The sequence below is a fragment of the Lutibacter litoralis genome (assembly GCF_014646675.1).
In the GTDB taxonomy this organism is placed as follows: Bacteria; Bacteroidota; Bacteroidia; order Flavobacteriales; family Flavobacteriaceae; genus Lutibacter; species Lutibacter litoralis.
This window is the reverse complement of record NZ_BMNS01000007.1, coordinates 82,964-99,443: the sequence shown is the minus strand read 5'-3', so window position 1 is coordinate 99,443 and position 16,480 is coordinate 82,964. Positions and strand designations below refer to the sequence as shown.

The following is a 16,480-nucleotide window of genomic DNA, read 5'->3' as shown; positions in this document are numbered from 1 at the left end:
ATAATAGTATCCTACTCCATATCAAATCTAATCCCTAAAGAAATATTGTTTTGTTTTATAGCTTGGTCTTTAAAAATTGGAGATAAATCGTATTTTACATATACCGCTGCACTTCCAAAAGCAACATAAGAACTTAATCCATACACCAAATCACTGGCATTATAACCTTGCTTAATCTTATCTTTTCCTTTATCGCCATCAATTGTATATTTTAATTTTTGTCGGGTTCCAATATTAAATCCTGCATACCCTCCAATTCCAAATTTAAACTGGTTATAAGTACTATATCTAAAATAAGTATCGTTATTTACGGTTTTTTTAGATGGACCAAACTCAAAATGAATAGGCATTACCAAATTGGTAATATTTAATTTAGATTTATTTAAATTCCCTTCAAAAACTTCAAGAGAAGTTACATCCCCATTTTGAACAAAAAACCTATTATCGGTAGGTTTTAAGCCATTAAATTGCAGCGAAAAACCATACTTAAAACGCATAAAATTTGTGTTTTTAAACACTCTAGTTTTCCAAGCCCAACCAAGTTCAAAAAAACGAGAACCTAGATACTTATAGGGAGAATCATCAAACGCTTCACCTTTAATTATAGCATTGTTTAAACCAATAGCCACAACTATTTCATTATATGTTCTTCGGTCGTACCGCTTTATTTGATTGTTTTCTTTTGATTTAATTTCTACAAAAGTTCCATTTTTAGCAATACTAATTCCTTCGTTAGATATTACTTCATCATTAGCATAGTATCCTTTCTCGTTACGTTCTAAAAGGGAAATTTTATTAGTTAAAATAGCTGTTCTATTTTCAATATTTAAAGCCCGTTTTCTAGCAGCTGCCTTTTTAAGCGAATCTGCCTTCTGTTCGGTAATTTCTCCATTCTTTAAACGCTCTAAAATCGTTGCTACTTCGGTTTTTAAAAAATCGCGTTCTTCTGTAGTAATTTTATCTTTTTGTTCTTTTAATATTTTAATTCTAACACTATTATTAGCTTCTTGAGCTTGTATAAATTGTGTGGTTAAGGCAAGGACTATAAAAAGTACATATTTAGTTATATTTTGCATGGTATTTTTTTTGTTTTAACTTTTACTTATTAATTGTTACGTTGTGCAATTGCAGTTTTAATATTTTCAAAATTCAATTTTAAAGTTTCTAAAAACTTAACTCTAATAGATTTATCTAAATCTGCTTCAACGTCTTGAAGTAATTTATAAGCATTTACTGTTTTAGTATTATCTTCAAATAATTTTTCTAAAGCCAACTTATTTTGGGCATCTTTTAAAAGTGCATCAATATCTGTATCAGTTACCGTTAAATGTTCTGATTTTAAAGCTTCAATTTGAAGAATTAACGCTGTTATTTCTTGATCTTCTACCGTTGTTATTGCATTATCTTTTTTACTATCCTCATTTTTTATTACAGCTATTTTATCTGAAGTATTAGTTACAGGTATTTTTGTAGTTTCTAAAGTTTCATCGGAAGAATTTTTGCTTTTAGAAATTAATATTTTTGAACTATCAACAACCAAACTTGATGCATCATCGTTAGTTTTTATACTATTTAATGTATCATTTTCTGGTGAATTTGTTTCAACCACAATTACTTTAGTCGCAGCTTCTTTTTCAGGAATCGGGCTATCTACAACTATTGGTGTCGTTTTTTCAATATCTTTTTTAAAGAATGTTGAAACCAAAAATAATATACCAACAATACTTACAGCTACACCTAGTAAATACCAAACTCTTGTTCCTTTCTTTTCATTTTTAGAATCTAAAGAACTCGCTAATTTATCCCAAGAATTTTTAGCAGGATTGATAGTACGCCTTTCAAGCTTATTTTTTATGTTCTCTTCAAATTTATAAGGCTCCATTGCTTGTTTTATTTAGTTTAATAATTTTTTTCTGAAGGATTTTTCTAGCTTTAAATAATTGTGATTTTGAAGTTCCTTCGGTAATATTTAACAATGTGGCAATTTCTTGATGTTTGTACCCTTCAATAGCATACATAACAAAAACAATTCTATAACCATCTGGAAGTGCATCAATTAAATTCTGAATTTCAGCAGCATGCATATCGGCATAAACAGTATTAATGGTAGTTTTTTTAAATTCAAATTCATCAGTAACAAATTCAATTTGCTGTTTTTTTCTTAAGAAAGAGATTGATTCTCGAATCATAATTCGTCGAATCCAACCTTCAAAACTTCCTTTATTTTCGAATTTATTTAAATTCGTAAAAACTTTTAAAAATCCATTTAACATGGCTTCTTCTGCAAACTGAAGATCTCTTATATAGTACCTACAAACACTCAGCATTTTTGGTGCGTGGATGTGATACAACCGTTGTTGTGCTTCTCGGTTATTTTGAATCGCCTTTTTAATAAGCTTTTCTTCGTTTTTAAATAATTGAATTATTTTCACAATTTGCAACGGTTTTACCAAAGTGTTTTTGACAACTTTCTTAGGTTAAATTGATAGTATATTTATAAAGACGCAAATTGTATGCAAAAGGTTGCCTGAAGTTGATTTTTTTTAAAATAAAAAATCAATTATAAAAAATAATTGAAAAATGAAACAGTTTTTGTACTTAAAACTTATAAATTATCTTTTTTAAATAGACACATTGGTTTTTATAATCTATAATTGCTTCTCCCCGTTCTAAAATATCGGCGCCAATAATACCATGCACAGCTTTTGCGTTATGTTCGGTTAAAGCAGTATTTACATGAGTTAAATCTAACAATACTAAGCTGAATTTTTTAAACTTATAACCTTTAAATTTAATGGTATTACTTGACGCTATTTTAGTTTCCATTCCAATAGCACCAGCTCCTGCTGCTTTGGTTTCAGATTCTTCTACTTTTAATTTAAATTGATCTGCTAAAGTAATATCCAAACAAGAATTTGAAGCACCAGTATCTAAAATAAATCGTCCTTTCACACCATTTAATCTTGCTTTTACCTCAAAATGATTGGTATTTATCTTCTTCAATTTAATTTTAACGAAGCCTTTTCTAGAAAGAATATTTTTTAGTTTCATGTTCTATTTATTTAGCCCAAATCTACTGTTTTTTAAAAAAACAAAACCACCTAATAGCGCAATAAATACAATAAGAATCCACCAATACTTATTATTTTGTTGCGCAACAGGTGTTACCTCTCCAAAATAAATAAAACTTGCCCAATAATAAGGTGATTTTTTTAGTGCTGGAATAGAAGTATCTTCTAAATAATTTAATTTTGAAATATGTAATGCTTCGGATTTACTTCCTGTTTTTTTATAATTTTTATAAAAATTAGTCATTAAATTTTCTGTAGATTTATCGTTTACTTTCCAAAGTGAGACTATTAAATTTTTAACGCCTGCATACGAAAACCCTCTTGCCAAGCTTAAAACTCCTTCGCCTTTTCTTAAGGTTCCAATTCCTGTTTCACATGCACTTAATACCACTAAATTACAATCTAAATTATAACCATAAATTTCTGGTAAGTACAATGTCTCATTATAAAACTCAATGGCTGGCGGCGAATAAAAATCTCCAGCAGTAGCATGTGTTGAAAGGTGTAAAATAGCATAATCCTCATTTATATTGTTAAAAGCACTTTTTGTAGCGTTTTCAAAAATTAAAAAATCTCCATCAATTACATTTTTAATACTTGACGCTTCTTGTCCTGTATAACTTAATTCAGCTAAATTTCTGTGGTTGTTTTTAAATACAGGAAAAAATCCCAAAATTTTAGCTTCTTTATTCTCATTACTTTTAAAATCGTTCCATAAAATAGAAGCGGAATATCCATAACTAATATTGGTGTTATGTATTAAATATGGTAATTTATCAAAACTTACCTGCTCAACAGGCAGGTTGTTAATTGTTGTTTCTGCCGTTAACAGAGCTTCAAAAGGCATAAATGAAAATGAACCATCTGGAATTATGATTGTATTTTTATTTAAATCTTCATCAAATAAACGACGGTATAAACTAAAAGCTAAGCTTTTGTATTCTTGCATATTATTTTGAATTGCTGTTCCCCTAGCTTCTGAAAATAACGCTAAAAACTGTGCTATTTCTTCCTTAAATTGCGAAGTCTTTTCTATTCTTTTTACTGAAACCGGGTTATTTTTTGAAATTGAAAAAATATAAACATGGGTTGAGCCATCAAAAAATTCTAGCAACAATTCATTATTAACTAAAAATCTTTCTTGTAATGTTTTAATTGTGACAATTTTATTTAAGTCTGATTTTAAATTTGGATACTTTAATTCAATCTCCTGATTTATTAGCTGGATTTCCTGAACCACATTTACGCGCTCCTTTGTTAATGCTGCCAATAAGTTTACTGATGCAGTTTCATTTTTTAACTGTTCAATTGTAATACTCTTATTTAATTGCGCTTTTTTTAATGCCAATTCCTTTTCCTTAATGAATAGACTTTCATTTTTAATACTTGATTTAGTAGCAATAAGTTGTTTGTTTTCTAATAAAACTGAGGCTTTTGTTAGTTCCGCAAATTCAAAAGCTTTTTCAATCCAATTGGTTGCCTTCGTTTGTTCATATAATGTGTAACATAAAGCTATACATTTTTCACTTCTACTTCTATTTTCTTGCTGTTGTTGTAATTTAGCATTCTGACTTAAATATGTGTTATTAAGTTCCTTTTCAACTAAAAAAGAGAGCTCATAATTTTTTATTGCCGCTTCAAAATTATTAATTTGTGCAAATATGTTCGCCCTACCGTCCAACGCTTGAATTAACGTATTCTCAGGATAGAAAAAAGTACTTTTCGGATTTTCAAATTCGTTTTTAGGAACATAATTTGGCAATAAAGTTGTTAATGCCTTTTGATATGTTTCTAAAGCTTTTTTAGTTTCGTTTTGTAGTTTGTATACTTCAGCAATTTGATTGAAAATTTTTGCAACTTCCCTATCATTGTTTCCAAATGCAGTTTTAGCAAATTTTAAGGCTTTTTTAAATTTAACTAAAGCATTATCAAAATCCTTCTTTAAAAGAAAACAACTCCCCAACGTATTAAAATTTCGTGCTAAAATTGATATATCACTATTCAAATTTAACTTGTTAGATAAACTTACATGATATTCGGCTTTTTCAATTGCCTCTAACATAAAATAATTAATTGCTAAATTGGAATTAATTATTGCCTTTTGACTATTTGAATTGGTATTTTCCAGTCCTAAATTTAAGTAATTTATAGCATCTAAATGCGCTCCCTTTGTCCAATAAACTATTGCTAAGTTTAAGTAACCTGATGCAATTTGACCCTTATTTTTTTCAGCAACGGCTTGTTCAATGGTAATTTTAATAATGTCTTCAGCCCTTTCAACATCTCCAAGGCGCGTATAATTATTGGCTAATGGTTTTAGGCAATACTCTATAATATTATAGTTAATTGAATTCTTTTTATAATATGAAAAACCTTTTTCATAGTAATTTATAGATTCAATTACAAACCCCAATTGCTTTAATTGAAATGCATAATTAATATAAAAATAAAGTTGTGCAGTATGTTCGTTTTTATTTTTAGGACTTCTCCATAAGTTAGCCGCTAAGTTTTCAAAAATTTCTAAATTTTGAAGTGTTGGATTTTCAGCAAATTCATCTAAATGTACATAAATATATTCCGAGTAATTATTTTGTTCTTTTAAAGCATTAATAGTTGTTGTAAAACTATTGTTTTGTTGCTGTGCCGAAACTAAATAATTACAAAAGATAAATAGAAAAATTAACTTCTTTTTTAGCATCTTAATTTTTTAAATTTTCCAAATAGCATAAAAATGAAGTTGTGCATTTGGTTCCTTAAAATTATAAATATAACGAGCGCCCAAACTTGGTCCAATTCTGGAGGCCCCTATGGTAATATCACCAAAAATACCGTATTTAATATCTGTAAACGGTTTATTTTCAACTGTAGTTGTTGTGGAAGAAGCGCCTTCAATGTGCTTACCAACCCGATTGTTAAAATAAGTAAAATACTCTATTGAAGTTGTTGTTTCTACTTCATTGGAAACATCTAAAGAAATCTGTGGCCCAATTCCTAATCCAATTATTCCATTTAAATTATATCGAAATGACACTGGAACAACATCAACATTTAACTTATTATTAGTTAAGGAACTCTCTTCAAATTTTATGGCACTATCAACTATTGCACCTGGTATTTCTAAAGTCCCAACCTGCTCTGATATACTTTCAAAATCTAAAAACTCATGTGTACTTATCATAATTTCAGCTTGAAAATACTTTTTGTAAGATTTATATGGAGAAATAGTTGCCCCAACAAAATAGCTTTCCGAATCTTTTAAATCTGGAAAACGATTATAACCTGCTTTTACACCAATTGAAATTCCTGGTTTAAACCTAGAAGTAGAAGTATTGGTAATAATTGGTTCATTCTTGTCAAATATAATTGCAGTTTTACTTTTTGATGTTACCTTATGGAAATCCTTCCCAAACTTTAACGCATATTTCACAAAACCTTTGGTAGAATCTTTATCATATACTCCCTTCTGAGCAGTTCCAGGTAAATAAATATTTTTAAATTGAAAGGAAATTTGATCTTTACTAATAATAGTATCTAAACAGCTGTATCTAACGTCTTCTTCTGGACAAATTTTACATTTTGGATACATATCCAACACTTCTAAAGTAGATTTATCTAACATTTTAGGAATATCAACATTTAACTTTATTAACCTTGCAGGACCTTCTCCATCGTTTTGAAATCGTACTTTATATTTTAATTTCTTGTATCGTACCAATCTATAATTTAGGCGTGTATCATAAACTGCCATTTTATTTGGATCGTGAGACGTTACTATTTCCATTTCCTTTGTTAATACTTTATGCGCATCATTTCCACTTTCTGGAACGTATATACTTCTTATAGAAATAACTGCACTTGTGTCTTTCAACATTTCTGGTGTTGTTTTAAATGTAAAAAACATATTGCGTTCTTCGTTGGCTTGCATTTCATTAAAATCGTACTCTTTTACATCTTGATAGGATAATTTTGCTTCTTCTAAAGTAAGTGGCAAGTTTTGTTTTAATGTATCTGTTACAAATAGTTTGTCATCTAAAAAGGTACTAATTCCTGTAGTTTGAATCAATTCATTTTTTGAAATGTAACGACTATTATCAACTACTATTTTTTTAAAAATTTCTTGTTCGTTGTTATGTAAACGCACGTCTACTAAATCAAAATTTTTGTCTTTATATTTTTTTTCATTAAAAAATAAATACAATGTTCCACTTGTAGCATAGTCTCTATTATTAGCGTAACTAACAATAAATTGCATTTCCTCTTCTGGCATTGGCTCCCTATTTGTTTGCAACCTAAAACCATTATGATCTGTTATTAAATTATGATTTTGATTTGAATCAATATTTTGATTGATGGTTGTTATACTAATATCTTTAGGTCTTGTACTTGGGGGTTTTCCATCATCGTAATTATTAGTTACCGAAAGTTTGGCTGTATAATTGCCTTCATCTTTATAAACGTGTACTGGATCCTTTTTAAAACTATAATTTCCATCTCCAAACTCCCAGTAGTAGGTATAGAATGCCTTTGGTGCACCGGCAATTTGATTTAATTCTGGAGTTTCGGGATTAAAAGATACTTTATTTCCTTTAATTGAATATACGATTGAAGCTTCTCTTGTAATAGTATCATTAACAATAGATTGAGCGCTTATATAATGACAACTTATTACAACAAAAATAACTCTTAAATAACTTTTCATATAATCTCCTTTTAACAAATATAGAAAAACATTCTAAATGACTGTTAAAACCAATTATTTTGCATAAAAAAAGCCACCTTTTATAAGGCGGCTTTGTTATTTTATTTTATAATTTTATTTGCTATTCAACTTTAAAAGCAATAGGTAAACTATATTTTACACCTACTGGTCTACCTCTTTGTTTACCAGGAGTCATTTTTGGCAATAAATTTACAACTCTAATTGCTTCTTCTTGTAACCTTTTGTGAGGTGCACGTGCCATTACATCAGTAATATTACCTGTTCTATCTATCTTAAAAACAACAAAAATACGCTTAACCCCAGGAGCAAGTCCTAAATCTGACGCCAAATCTGCATTAAATTTTCTGTTAACGTGTTTTGTAATTTGTTCTTGCAAACAAGCTCTTAATTCAGCCTTATTTCCTTTACAGCCTGGATATACTGGAACATCTTCAATAATTGCAAAGGGTACATCTTCCATTACTTCTTCTTCCTCCTCAACTTCTATAATTTCCTCAACTTCAATAGCTTCGTCTTCATCTGTTTCAGTAGATTCTATTACAGTTTCTTCAATTTCTTCTTCATCCTCAACAACTTCAATTTTATCTGGAGTTGGTGGTGGTGGAGTTTTTGGCTCAGGCGGCTTAACTTGTTCTATTTCTATTGTTTGCTCTTCATCATCCATATTTAAAACAACAGGTCCTAAATTTTCGATAACTCTATCATACGTTTTTTTCTCAATGGCCAAATAAACCACCAATAATGCTAAAACTAGACCTAATTGCATAAATAACTTGCTGTAGTTCTCTAGATTCGCTTTTGGATTTTTTTTAATCTGCATCTGTAAAATATTTATAGTTCGCTAATTTAATAATTTTATAACAACTTTTACAATAATATTTTTCTATTTCAAAAGTTTTTTTGTGTAAGTACCCTAAAAACTGTAAACCCAAGTGCAATTCCAATAGTATTTGCTACTATGTCTTTAATTTCAAATTGTCTATTAGTTGTAAAAGTTGCTTGTAACACTTCAATAATTATGCCATAAAAAAATATCAAAAAAACTATGTAAGCATTGATTTTCAGAATCTTAAGTTTATTCTTATATGCAATTAACCAACATAATGTTACTATTAGATAGGCCGTTAAATGGATTGCTTTATCTGAAACATTTATATTAGACGAAACAGTATTACCAATTGTAATTAGACTACCCCACCCAATAATTATTGTTATAAAAATTGCTAAAAATAGAAAAAGTTTATCCTCCAATTAATGCTGTATAATCTTCTGCCGATAATAATTCTTCTAGCTGAGAGGCATCTGAAATAGTAATTTTTATCATCCAACCATCTCCATAAGGATCTGTGTTTACTTTTTCTGGTTCGTCCTCTAAAGTCTCATTAAATTCAGTTACTTCACCTGTAATTGGCATTAGTAAGTCTGAAACTGTTTTTACGGCCTCAACTGAACCAAAAACTTCGTCTTTTTCGATTGTTTCATCTAAAGTATCTACATCTACATAAACAATGTCTCCTAGTTCGCCTTGCGCAAAATGCGTGATACCAATGGTTGCTACTTCGCCTTCTACTCTGACCCATTCGTGGTCTTTTGTGTATTTTAATTCTGCTGGAATACTCATTTTTAATTTTATTTTTATTATTGATAATTTATTAATTTCCTAGTACATATCTAACGCTTAACCCTGAACTAACTGATTGTCTTGGGAATGTTGTTGAAATTGCATATTTCGAAGAACTTTGATCGAAGTAAAACGAAGCTGTTAAGTTTTTATTAATTGCATAGTCTGCAAAAAACTTAAACGATAATAAACGTTGACCTCCTGTTACTTGATTATTATCTTCATCAATTGCTCTAATTACTGTTTTATTATCTCTTAAAGATAAATCTGCTCTTAAATCTAAATCTCCTTTTAACTTGGTTAATTTCCCTCCAAATCTAAATTTCATTGCTAAATCTTTAAACCTATAGCCCATTCCAATCACATACTCCATCCCTTTCATTTGGGTAATGGTATTATTATTAAAGTTTAAGGTTAACCTTCTATCCTTATCCACTCTTCCAGTAAATGAAATTGAATTTTTCATTTTCATATCTACTTTTAACAAGGGGCTAAATTCTTCAATTAAATCTACATTTGTAAATAACGTTTTGTTAAAATAATTCCCGACAATATCTGTTTCTGCATAAGGATCTTGAGCATTGTATTCCAAGTTATTACTAAAACTTAATATTGAATATCTAGAATCGTAACTATGTGAAAGTGAAAAACTTCTAAAGGTTTCTTTAAACCATTTCATTTTCATTAATCCTTTATAATTTATGTTCCAACTTGGTATTGGCACATCTCTAAAAGCATTTAAATCTATTTTCGAGGCATCTTTACCTGAATATGCAGCTAAAAAGGCAGGCAGTGAGACTTGCTGACTTGTAGCTCCAAAACCATCTATTGATGCTCCTGATGCTTGTACCAATCTTTGCGCTATAATAAGTCTATTTGCTTTAAATTCTTCAAAATTTTCATCGCTATTTGAAAAGGCTGTTTTTAACATATTATGACTAATCATAAAATTACCAACTTGTGATATTGGTGAATCTGTTAAAACATTATCTACAACATCTAATTGCTGAGAAGTGTTTTTCGTATAGGTTTTATTCCCTCGTAATTCAATATCAAAATCTCGAAATGGTTCTACTGTAATAGTAGCATCAAACTTATTCATATGTGTTACACTGTACGTTTTATTATAGTATGGATCTGTTTCACTTCTGGACAACAACCAGCCGTTTTCCAATGCACGTTCACGAATATCTATTTGACTTCCAAATACAAAACCAAGAGATGGAGCTACACCACCGTTAAAATTATCTTGACCTAAGAACCCTACTTCTGGAATATAACCTGGTAAGTAAGTACCATTATTTTCCGAATAGTTAAAACGAGCCTTTTTAACAGCCGTTAACAAATTGTGAATCCCTTGTTTTATAGTTTCTCCTGAAGACTTCTTCTTTTTACTATTTCTATTTGCAGCAACACTAGTAGATACATTATTAGTAGTTGATTTCTTTTTATTGAATAATTTTGTGAGTCCAATATTTTTATAAAATTTATTAAAATCTACATCTATTCCCAAAGAATGTGTATTTGTATTTTGAATTACATTACCAACTTTATTTATATAAGATTGTGAGGAAGCCTGCCAATCAAAATCCGCTGCATATGTATAATCTGCATTAATAAAATCTAACAATGGTAATTTATTAATCGGGAGTTTATAGGTTCCATTTAATGTTTGATGGTAATGATCCGGCCTTCCTACTGAAAAGAAATTATCGAATATTTGAATCTCATCTACTGCATCAAAATCATCGTACAAATAATTATTAGCTGCTCTAAAATTAAATTGTATGGATTTAGTTAAATTATAGCCTATGGTATAATCCCAATCGAACATAAAATGACGTTGTTTTAACGTTGGAAGTTGCGGTAACCCTTCTATTAAACTTCTTGATAACTGCTCGTTATATGTTCTAAAAATATTTGAATTTACCGAAATTGTTGAAGGAATTAAGTTAACATTTAAATCTTTTATAAACTTAAAGTATTTACTATTTAATCCTGCCCAATTTTTAAAAGGCTCAATACTTTTTGGTTCAAAACTATAATTATAATTAGCTGAGGCCCTTACATTTTGGTCAACAAATTTTTGGACATTATAATCTCTATGGTAGGTTTCGTTATAAGCATAAGAAACAGATAAATTTTCCACATTGTAAAAACGTTGTTTACGCTCAGAATTTGGATTAAATTCTTTTCTAACATTTATTAAACTAATACTTCTCCGTTTTGTATAATCCTGACTACTTTCTCTATTTGGACTGTTTTCTAAATTGGTGTCTTCAAATAAAACATCTTGGTACTGTGAGTCGTATTTTGGATCTTTTACTTCTTCGGAAACACTATAGCTTAATGGTAGTGAAACGCCCCAATTTTTAGGCAACAACTTACCAACATTAACATTTGTTACAAGGTCATAAAGTTTTGTATCTTCTTGGCTACGTTCGTTTACACGTTGTTCAATTCCACCAAAACCCTTAGTTTCCATACGTCCTGTAACCGCTACATCTGCAAAATCTGCAATGTTCGCATCTGCACTTACAACTGCAGCCCAACCTCCATCATTATCAAATTCTGCAACACGCATTTCATTAAACCAAACTTCGGCACTTTGGCTAGCGTTAGAAACGTTTTTAACACCCAACATTATGGTTTTAATGTTTGATAGATTTGGATTTCCCTTTACTCTAATTTCATACCCTTCTAATCCTTCAATTGGAGAAGGCATTCCAACAGCTGGGTATACAATATTTGGAGCAATACCTTCTTCAAACCTCAACAATTTTAATTTACCTAAATCTTCTAAAAAAGCATCTAAATTATTTTCTTCAGGCCATACATCTATTGCCGAAGAAACTCCATAGTCTGAAATGGTTAATAGTTTTTCTATTTGATAATAATTATCGTTTAAATCGCTTCCTAATCTAATTATTGCTTTTAACTCATCATTTTGAACTTGTGGTCTAGTTTGCACACCTTCTGCATGTAAAAACAATTTTAAATGTTTATACATTCTTAAATCTACGCGAACATTTTTAAAGATTGCTCTGGAATCATCAGATTCTAAGTCGGTAACTTTAAGTGATAAAGATTGTTCATTTTGCTTTTGTAACGTTGTACTTCCTCTTAAAATTTCTCTTTTTATTCCAGGAGGTAACACGTAAGGAGTTGGTCTTCGATCTTCATTTTCTTGAATATTAACAACCCCAACTTCAAAATTCTGTAATTCGTTATTGGTTAAATTTTGAGGCGGAACAATATTTTCATCCAATGTTTTTGTATAACGTCTCCAATCTCCTCTAACCAATTGCAATTCTCCAAAACGCAATACTATTGGCATTTTAAATTTGGTTAAAAACATTCGCATAAAGCGAATGGAATTAAAACCTGTAATATCATTTATAACTTCATCTGGTGTACCAACTTGGATTCTAAATTGCAACCATCTAAATTGTTTTTGACTTCCGTCTTCTAATGCTACATTTACAATTTTCTCATCTACAATATTATTTTGCCCAACAACTAAATCACTTTTATTTAATGATACTTTATATTGGTAATAACTTTCAACAGAATTCATTGTTTGATCTTTATCTATATCTTCTGTATCTGGATACGTTGTTGCAGAAGTTGGATAATTTTCAGTTGATAAATTATTAGTTGGTGAGTTTCCTTGTGTATTATTATACTTTTTATAACGTGTAATTATGGAAGCATCAGAGTTATCATACTCTGAACTTCTAAAATAACTATAATTATCATTTGATGGGTCAAGCCCAAAGCTTGTGCCAAATTTCGCTATCTCTTCTTGATCATTTAAACCATCAAATCCAATATCTTGATTTAAACGTTCGTTATCATTATCACTAAATGCATATAATAAAGATTGATTTGTTGGAATTTTACCCCATATAGTTTCATCGGTATTATTTGTACTTAATGGATCTTCTGGCAATCCGTTTTCGTACATTTTTCTACCATCTTTTAAAACATCTTCAGAAATATTTCCAAGGTTAAAATATAATTCTCCTACTTGATTTGTAGGGTCGTTTGGATTAATTCCAGCCGGCAAGCCTTCTGCATTCGTAATTGAATAATGATCATAAGGATCCATCATCCAAAATTGGATATATTCTACGTTAGATTGTTCAAAATTAGTAGTTGTTAATGCTCTTGTAATTCCGCCCCAACGCTCTTCTGGATTTGTAAATTTACCATCTCCTCCAACATTATTCGTATCGTAATTATAACTTCCTCTTTCATTTGGGAAATAGGCTAAATCTAGGGTTCTAACAATTGTAGACTGTGTTAAATCTAAATCTTGCTCAGGAAATAACTCTTCATATCTAATTCTTCTAACTTCTGCTCTAGACAGCTCGTTATTATCTATGTTTCCTGGTTTTAACGTTGAACCACCATAAAAAAGTGGATCTATAATATACCATGATAGTTTTGCTCTTTTATAACCATATGTAATATCAGTAGCGTTACCACCTAAGTCAAATTGGGTTTGATATTGTGGCGTACTTGCCATATGCCATTGTTGAATGGATTTAATTTCTAAAGGAATTTGAGAGCCTTCAAAATCATCTACATACGATGTTGCTTCGCCTTCTAATTCGATTCTTTTTGGTGAACCTGGTCTTAAATAGGCAAAATCTCCTCTAATAGAAAAGTTGGACTCATACTCGGTATCTATATTTGGTAATTTGTTTGCCAATTTTGTTAAAAAAGGAACTTCTGTTCCAAAATTTGCATTCAATCCAAAAATTGTATTGTTTATTGGCTCTTGTCCAAATAACGCTTTTTGAGTAATTGGTTTTTCATTTAAATTTAAAAAAGTAGCACCGGCAATAAACTTATCAGAAAATTTATGTTCAATATCAACCCCAAAAAAACGTTTGGTTTGTAAATTAAATGCTGCATTATTTTCAACAGATACATTAATTGGTGCATTTGAAGCTTCTAAACTAGGGTTTACAATTTGCACGCGACCCATTTGGTAATCTACAACATAATCTACACCTTCAACTAATTCTCTTCCTCCAGTTGTAACTCTTACAGATCCTTGTGGTACATTAAAAGCACCTAAAGGAATTCCATTTGCACTTTCAGATTTATGATACCCTTTAAGTAAGTATTTATCTTTTTCTTGAAAATTATTTCTAGCTTCAGATTGTGTTATTTCATACAATTCATTAAAAATATATTTTTCATCAGCAATATTTGTCAATTTCGATTTTAAATCTTTTCCAAAAGGCTCAACCTTTGGAAAAATAATAAACCCTTTTTCAGAATTTACTGTTGCCCCCTCTACATAATCAAAATAACCGTCTCCTTCTGGTACATAAAACTGACTTTGATCTAACCTATCAATATCTAATAAATTTAATAAGGTTCTATCTGAAATGTTTGGAGTTTGTGCATTCTGCAACACATTAATTGGAACTCCTGTTGCATCATCTGCATATAAAAGTTCTAACCTAAAACCATCTTGTTGCATTCTATAAGTTTGTAGCGAATACACGTTTTTCATCATTAAATCCCACATTGGAATTTGGGTGCTAATAATTTCGCTACGCAGTAATTTTACTACAATATTATCTGGAGCGATAATACCATCACTTGTAAATTCACCAACTTTATATACTTTAGAATCTCCACTAACTGTAAATTCAAAAGATACTGCTAATACATCTGAATCTGCAAGTCTTCTATTTAACGAAATAAAACCTAATTGTGGGTGTACTTTAAACTCGTCTGGCCGTAATTTTATCGCATTTTCTAATACTGAATAATCTCTACCTTGTTGCATTACAAAAGGCGCTAAACCATTACCTACAGTAGAAATTTTTCTAACTGGGTTGGTGTCATCCAAAATTGAAACAATATTATTTGCATCGTTTGAAGGGTATTGAAAACCCGGATTTGGAGTTACATTTGCAGGTCCAATATTTGTTGGATCGCTTTCACCAATATCCGATAAAGCAACAATATTTCTAATATCTTCTGTTGTAGCATTTCTGTTGGTTACCCAAACTTCAACTTTAGTAATGTTTACAGGGCTATTGATTAATGGATAATCTTTTAAAGCTATGTTATAATTATCTCTAAAATATTGTGAAAGAAAAAAGTGTCTGTTTTCATCGTAATCGGTTGCTTGTAACTCAAACTCTTGAATTGTTGAACCTCCTTGCGCTGCAACAGATCTAGTTTGTGATTTTTGTTCTGCAAAAACTCCAGTTACTGTTGTACGCCCAAATTGTAATTGGGTTTTAACACCAAACAAACTTTGTGCTCCAACAATTAAAGAATTTTTTAATGGCATACTAACATTTCCAACTTCAATTTTTTGAAGAATATCGTCTTCCGTTGGTGTGTATTCCAGTTTTATTTGATTTTGAAAATTGAAAGAAGCTTGCGTATCGTATTGTGCTCCAACTTTTAAACGTGTACCAACCTTTGCTTGAATACTGGCACTTATTTGTTGATCAAAATCGAAGGTAAAACTACTTCTATTACGTTCGGATAATTGAGGATTGTCAACTTTTTGATACAAAGCTCCCATTTTAATAGTAACATCTCCTGTTGGATTAACTTCTATGGTATTTCCTCCAAAAATGGATTGAAAAAAATCTGATTCTACATAATACGTAGGCAATAAATTCTTTTGAGCTGCTTCGCTTCCTAATTTTTTACTATTTGTGGCACTAATTTTATTTTTATAGTAGCCTAACATGTCCTTTTTAAGTTTGTACTTTTTATATTCTTCTTGAGACATATAAACGGGACGTTTTATATAATAATCCCCAATTTTCTCAACAATAATATATTTTCCTAACTCGGTATCATAAATGATTTCAGATTTTGCAGGGTCCGATAAAAATAAACCACCTTCTTGTTTACTATTAAACGGATACTTTAATTTAATTGAATCTGCACTCTTTTCAACCTTTAACGTATCTCCTGCTTTTGCCACAGGTGGTGTTTGCGCATTTATTGTTGTTTTAAAAAACAACAATAAAATGATTAAAATATATGCTTTAAATATTAAAGTAGTCTTCTTCAAAT

The 16,480-nt window shown here is 30.0% G+C and carries 10 protein-coding genes; all 10 read right to left on the bottom strand.

All coding sequences use genetic code 11. The features are described from left to right. Nucleotides 1-11 precede the first annotated feature (11 nt). Entirely contained in the window at nucleotides 12-1,076 is a 1,065-nt protein-coding gene (locus tag IEW75_RS11995; RefSeq protein ID WP_134248989.1) for a hypothetical protein, read from the bottom strand. Nucleotides 1,077-1,105: 29 nt separating this feature from the next. Next, nucleotides 1,106-1,882, bottom strand: a complete 777-nt coding sequence (locus IEW75_RS11990) for a hypothetical protein (protein WP_134248990.1) — start codon at nucleotides 1,880-1,882, stop codon at nucleotides 1,106-1,108. Beyond that, entirely contained in the window at nucleotides 1,869-2,432 is a 564-nt protein-coding gene (locus tag IEW75_RS11985; RefSeq protein ID WP_134248991.1) for an RNA polymerase sigma factor, read from the bottom strand. Before IEW75_RS11985 ends, IEW75_RS11990 begins: the two co-directional genes overlap by 14 nt. 166 nt (nucleotides 2,433-2,598) lie before the next feature. Further along, nucleotides 2,599-3,051, bottom strand: coding sequence for a retropepsin-like aspartic protease (locus IEW75_RS11980; protein ID WP_134248992.1), 453 nt, complete (start codon nucleotides 3,049-3,051; stop codon nucleotides 2,599-2,601). A gap of 3 nt (nucleotides 3,052-3,054) precedes the next feature. Next, nucleotides 3,055-5,769: a CHAT domain-containing protein gene (locus IEW75_RS11975; RefSeq protein WP_134248993.1), complete on the bottom strand. Its 2,715-nt coding sequence runs from the start codon at nucleotides 5,767-5,769 to the stop codon at nucleotides 3,055-3,057. Nucleotides 5,770-5,778: 9 nt separating this feature from the next. After that, nucleotides 5,779-7,770, bottom strand: a complete 1,992-nt coding sequence (locus IEW75_RS11970; protein ID WP_134248994.1) for a PKD domain-containing protein — start codon at nucleotides 7,768-7,770, stop codon at nucleotides 5,779-5,781. 121 nt (nucleotides 7,771-7,891) lie between these two features. Further along, nucleotides 7,892-8,611, bottom strand: a complete 720-nt coding sequence (locus IEW75_RS11965) for an energy transducer TonB (RefSeq protein WP_134248995.1) — start codon at nucleotides 8,609-8,611, stop codon at nucleotides 7,892-7,894. A 68-nt stretch (nucleotides 8,612-8,679) separates the two neighbouring features. Further along, nucleotides 8,680-9,042, bottom strand: coding sequence for a VanZ family protein (locus IEW75_RS16015; RefSeq protein ID WP_134248996.1), 363 nt, complete (start codon nucleotides 9,040-9,042; stop codon nucleotides 8,680-8,682). Then, the gene (gene gcvH, locus IEW75_RS11955; RefSeq protein WP_134248997.1) at nucleotides 9,032-9,412 is read right to left on the bottom strand and encodes a glycine cleavage system protein GcvH; all 381 of its coding nucleotides are present in this window, start codon (nucleotides 9,410-9,412) and stop codon (nucleotides 9,032-9,034) included. The genes IEW75_RS16015 and gcvH overlap by 11 nt, the downstream gene beginning before the upstream one ends. 31 nt (nucleotides 9,413-9,443) lie before the next feature. Beyond that, nucleotides 9,444-16,478, bottom strand: a complete 7,035-nt coding sequence (gene sov, locus IEW75_RS11950; RefSeq protein WP_229714450.1) for a T9SS outer membrane translocon Sov/SprA — start codon at nucleotides 16,476-16,478, stop codon at nucleotides 9,444-9,446. Between the last annotated feature and the right edge of the window lie 2 nt (nucleotides 16,479-16,480).

Bases quoted from the DNA above. Each gene is read 5' to 3' on its own strand.
- IEW75_RS11995 (WP_134248989.1), bottom strand. From the start codon at position 1,076: ATGCAAAATATAACTAAATATGTACTTTTTATAGTCCTTGCCTTAACC.
- IEW75_RS11990 (WP_134248990.1), bottom strand. From the start codon at position 1,882: ATGGAGCCTTATAAATTTGAAGAGAACATAAAAAATAAGCTTGAAAGG.
- IEW75_RS11980 (WP_134248992.1), bottom strand. From the start codon at position 3,051: ATGAAACTAAAAAATATTCTTTCTAGAAAAGGCTTCGTTAAAATTAAA.
- IEW75_RS11975 (WP_134248993.1), bottom strand. From the start codon at position 5,769: ATGCTAAAAAAGAAGTTAATTTTTCTATTTATCTTTTGTAATTATTTA.
- IEW75_RS11970 (WP_134248994.1), bottom strand. From the start codon at position 7,770: ATGAAAAGTTATTTAAGAGTTATTTTTGTTGTAATAAGTTGTCATTAT.
- IEW75_RS11965 (WP_134248995.1), bottom strand. From the start codon at position 8,611: ATGCAGATTAAAAAAAATCCAAAAGCGAATCTAGAGAACTACAGCAAG.
- gcvH (WP_134248997.1), bottom strand. From the start codon at position 9,412: ATGAGTATTCCAGCAGAATTAAAATACACAAAAGACCACGAATGGGTC.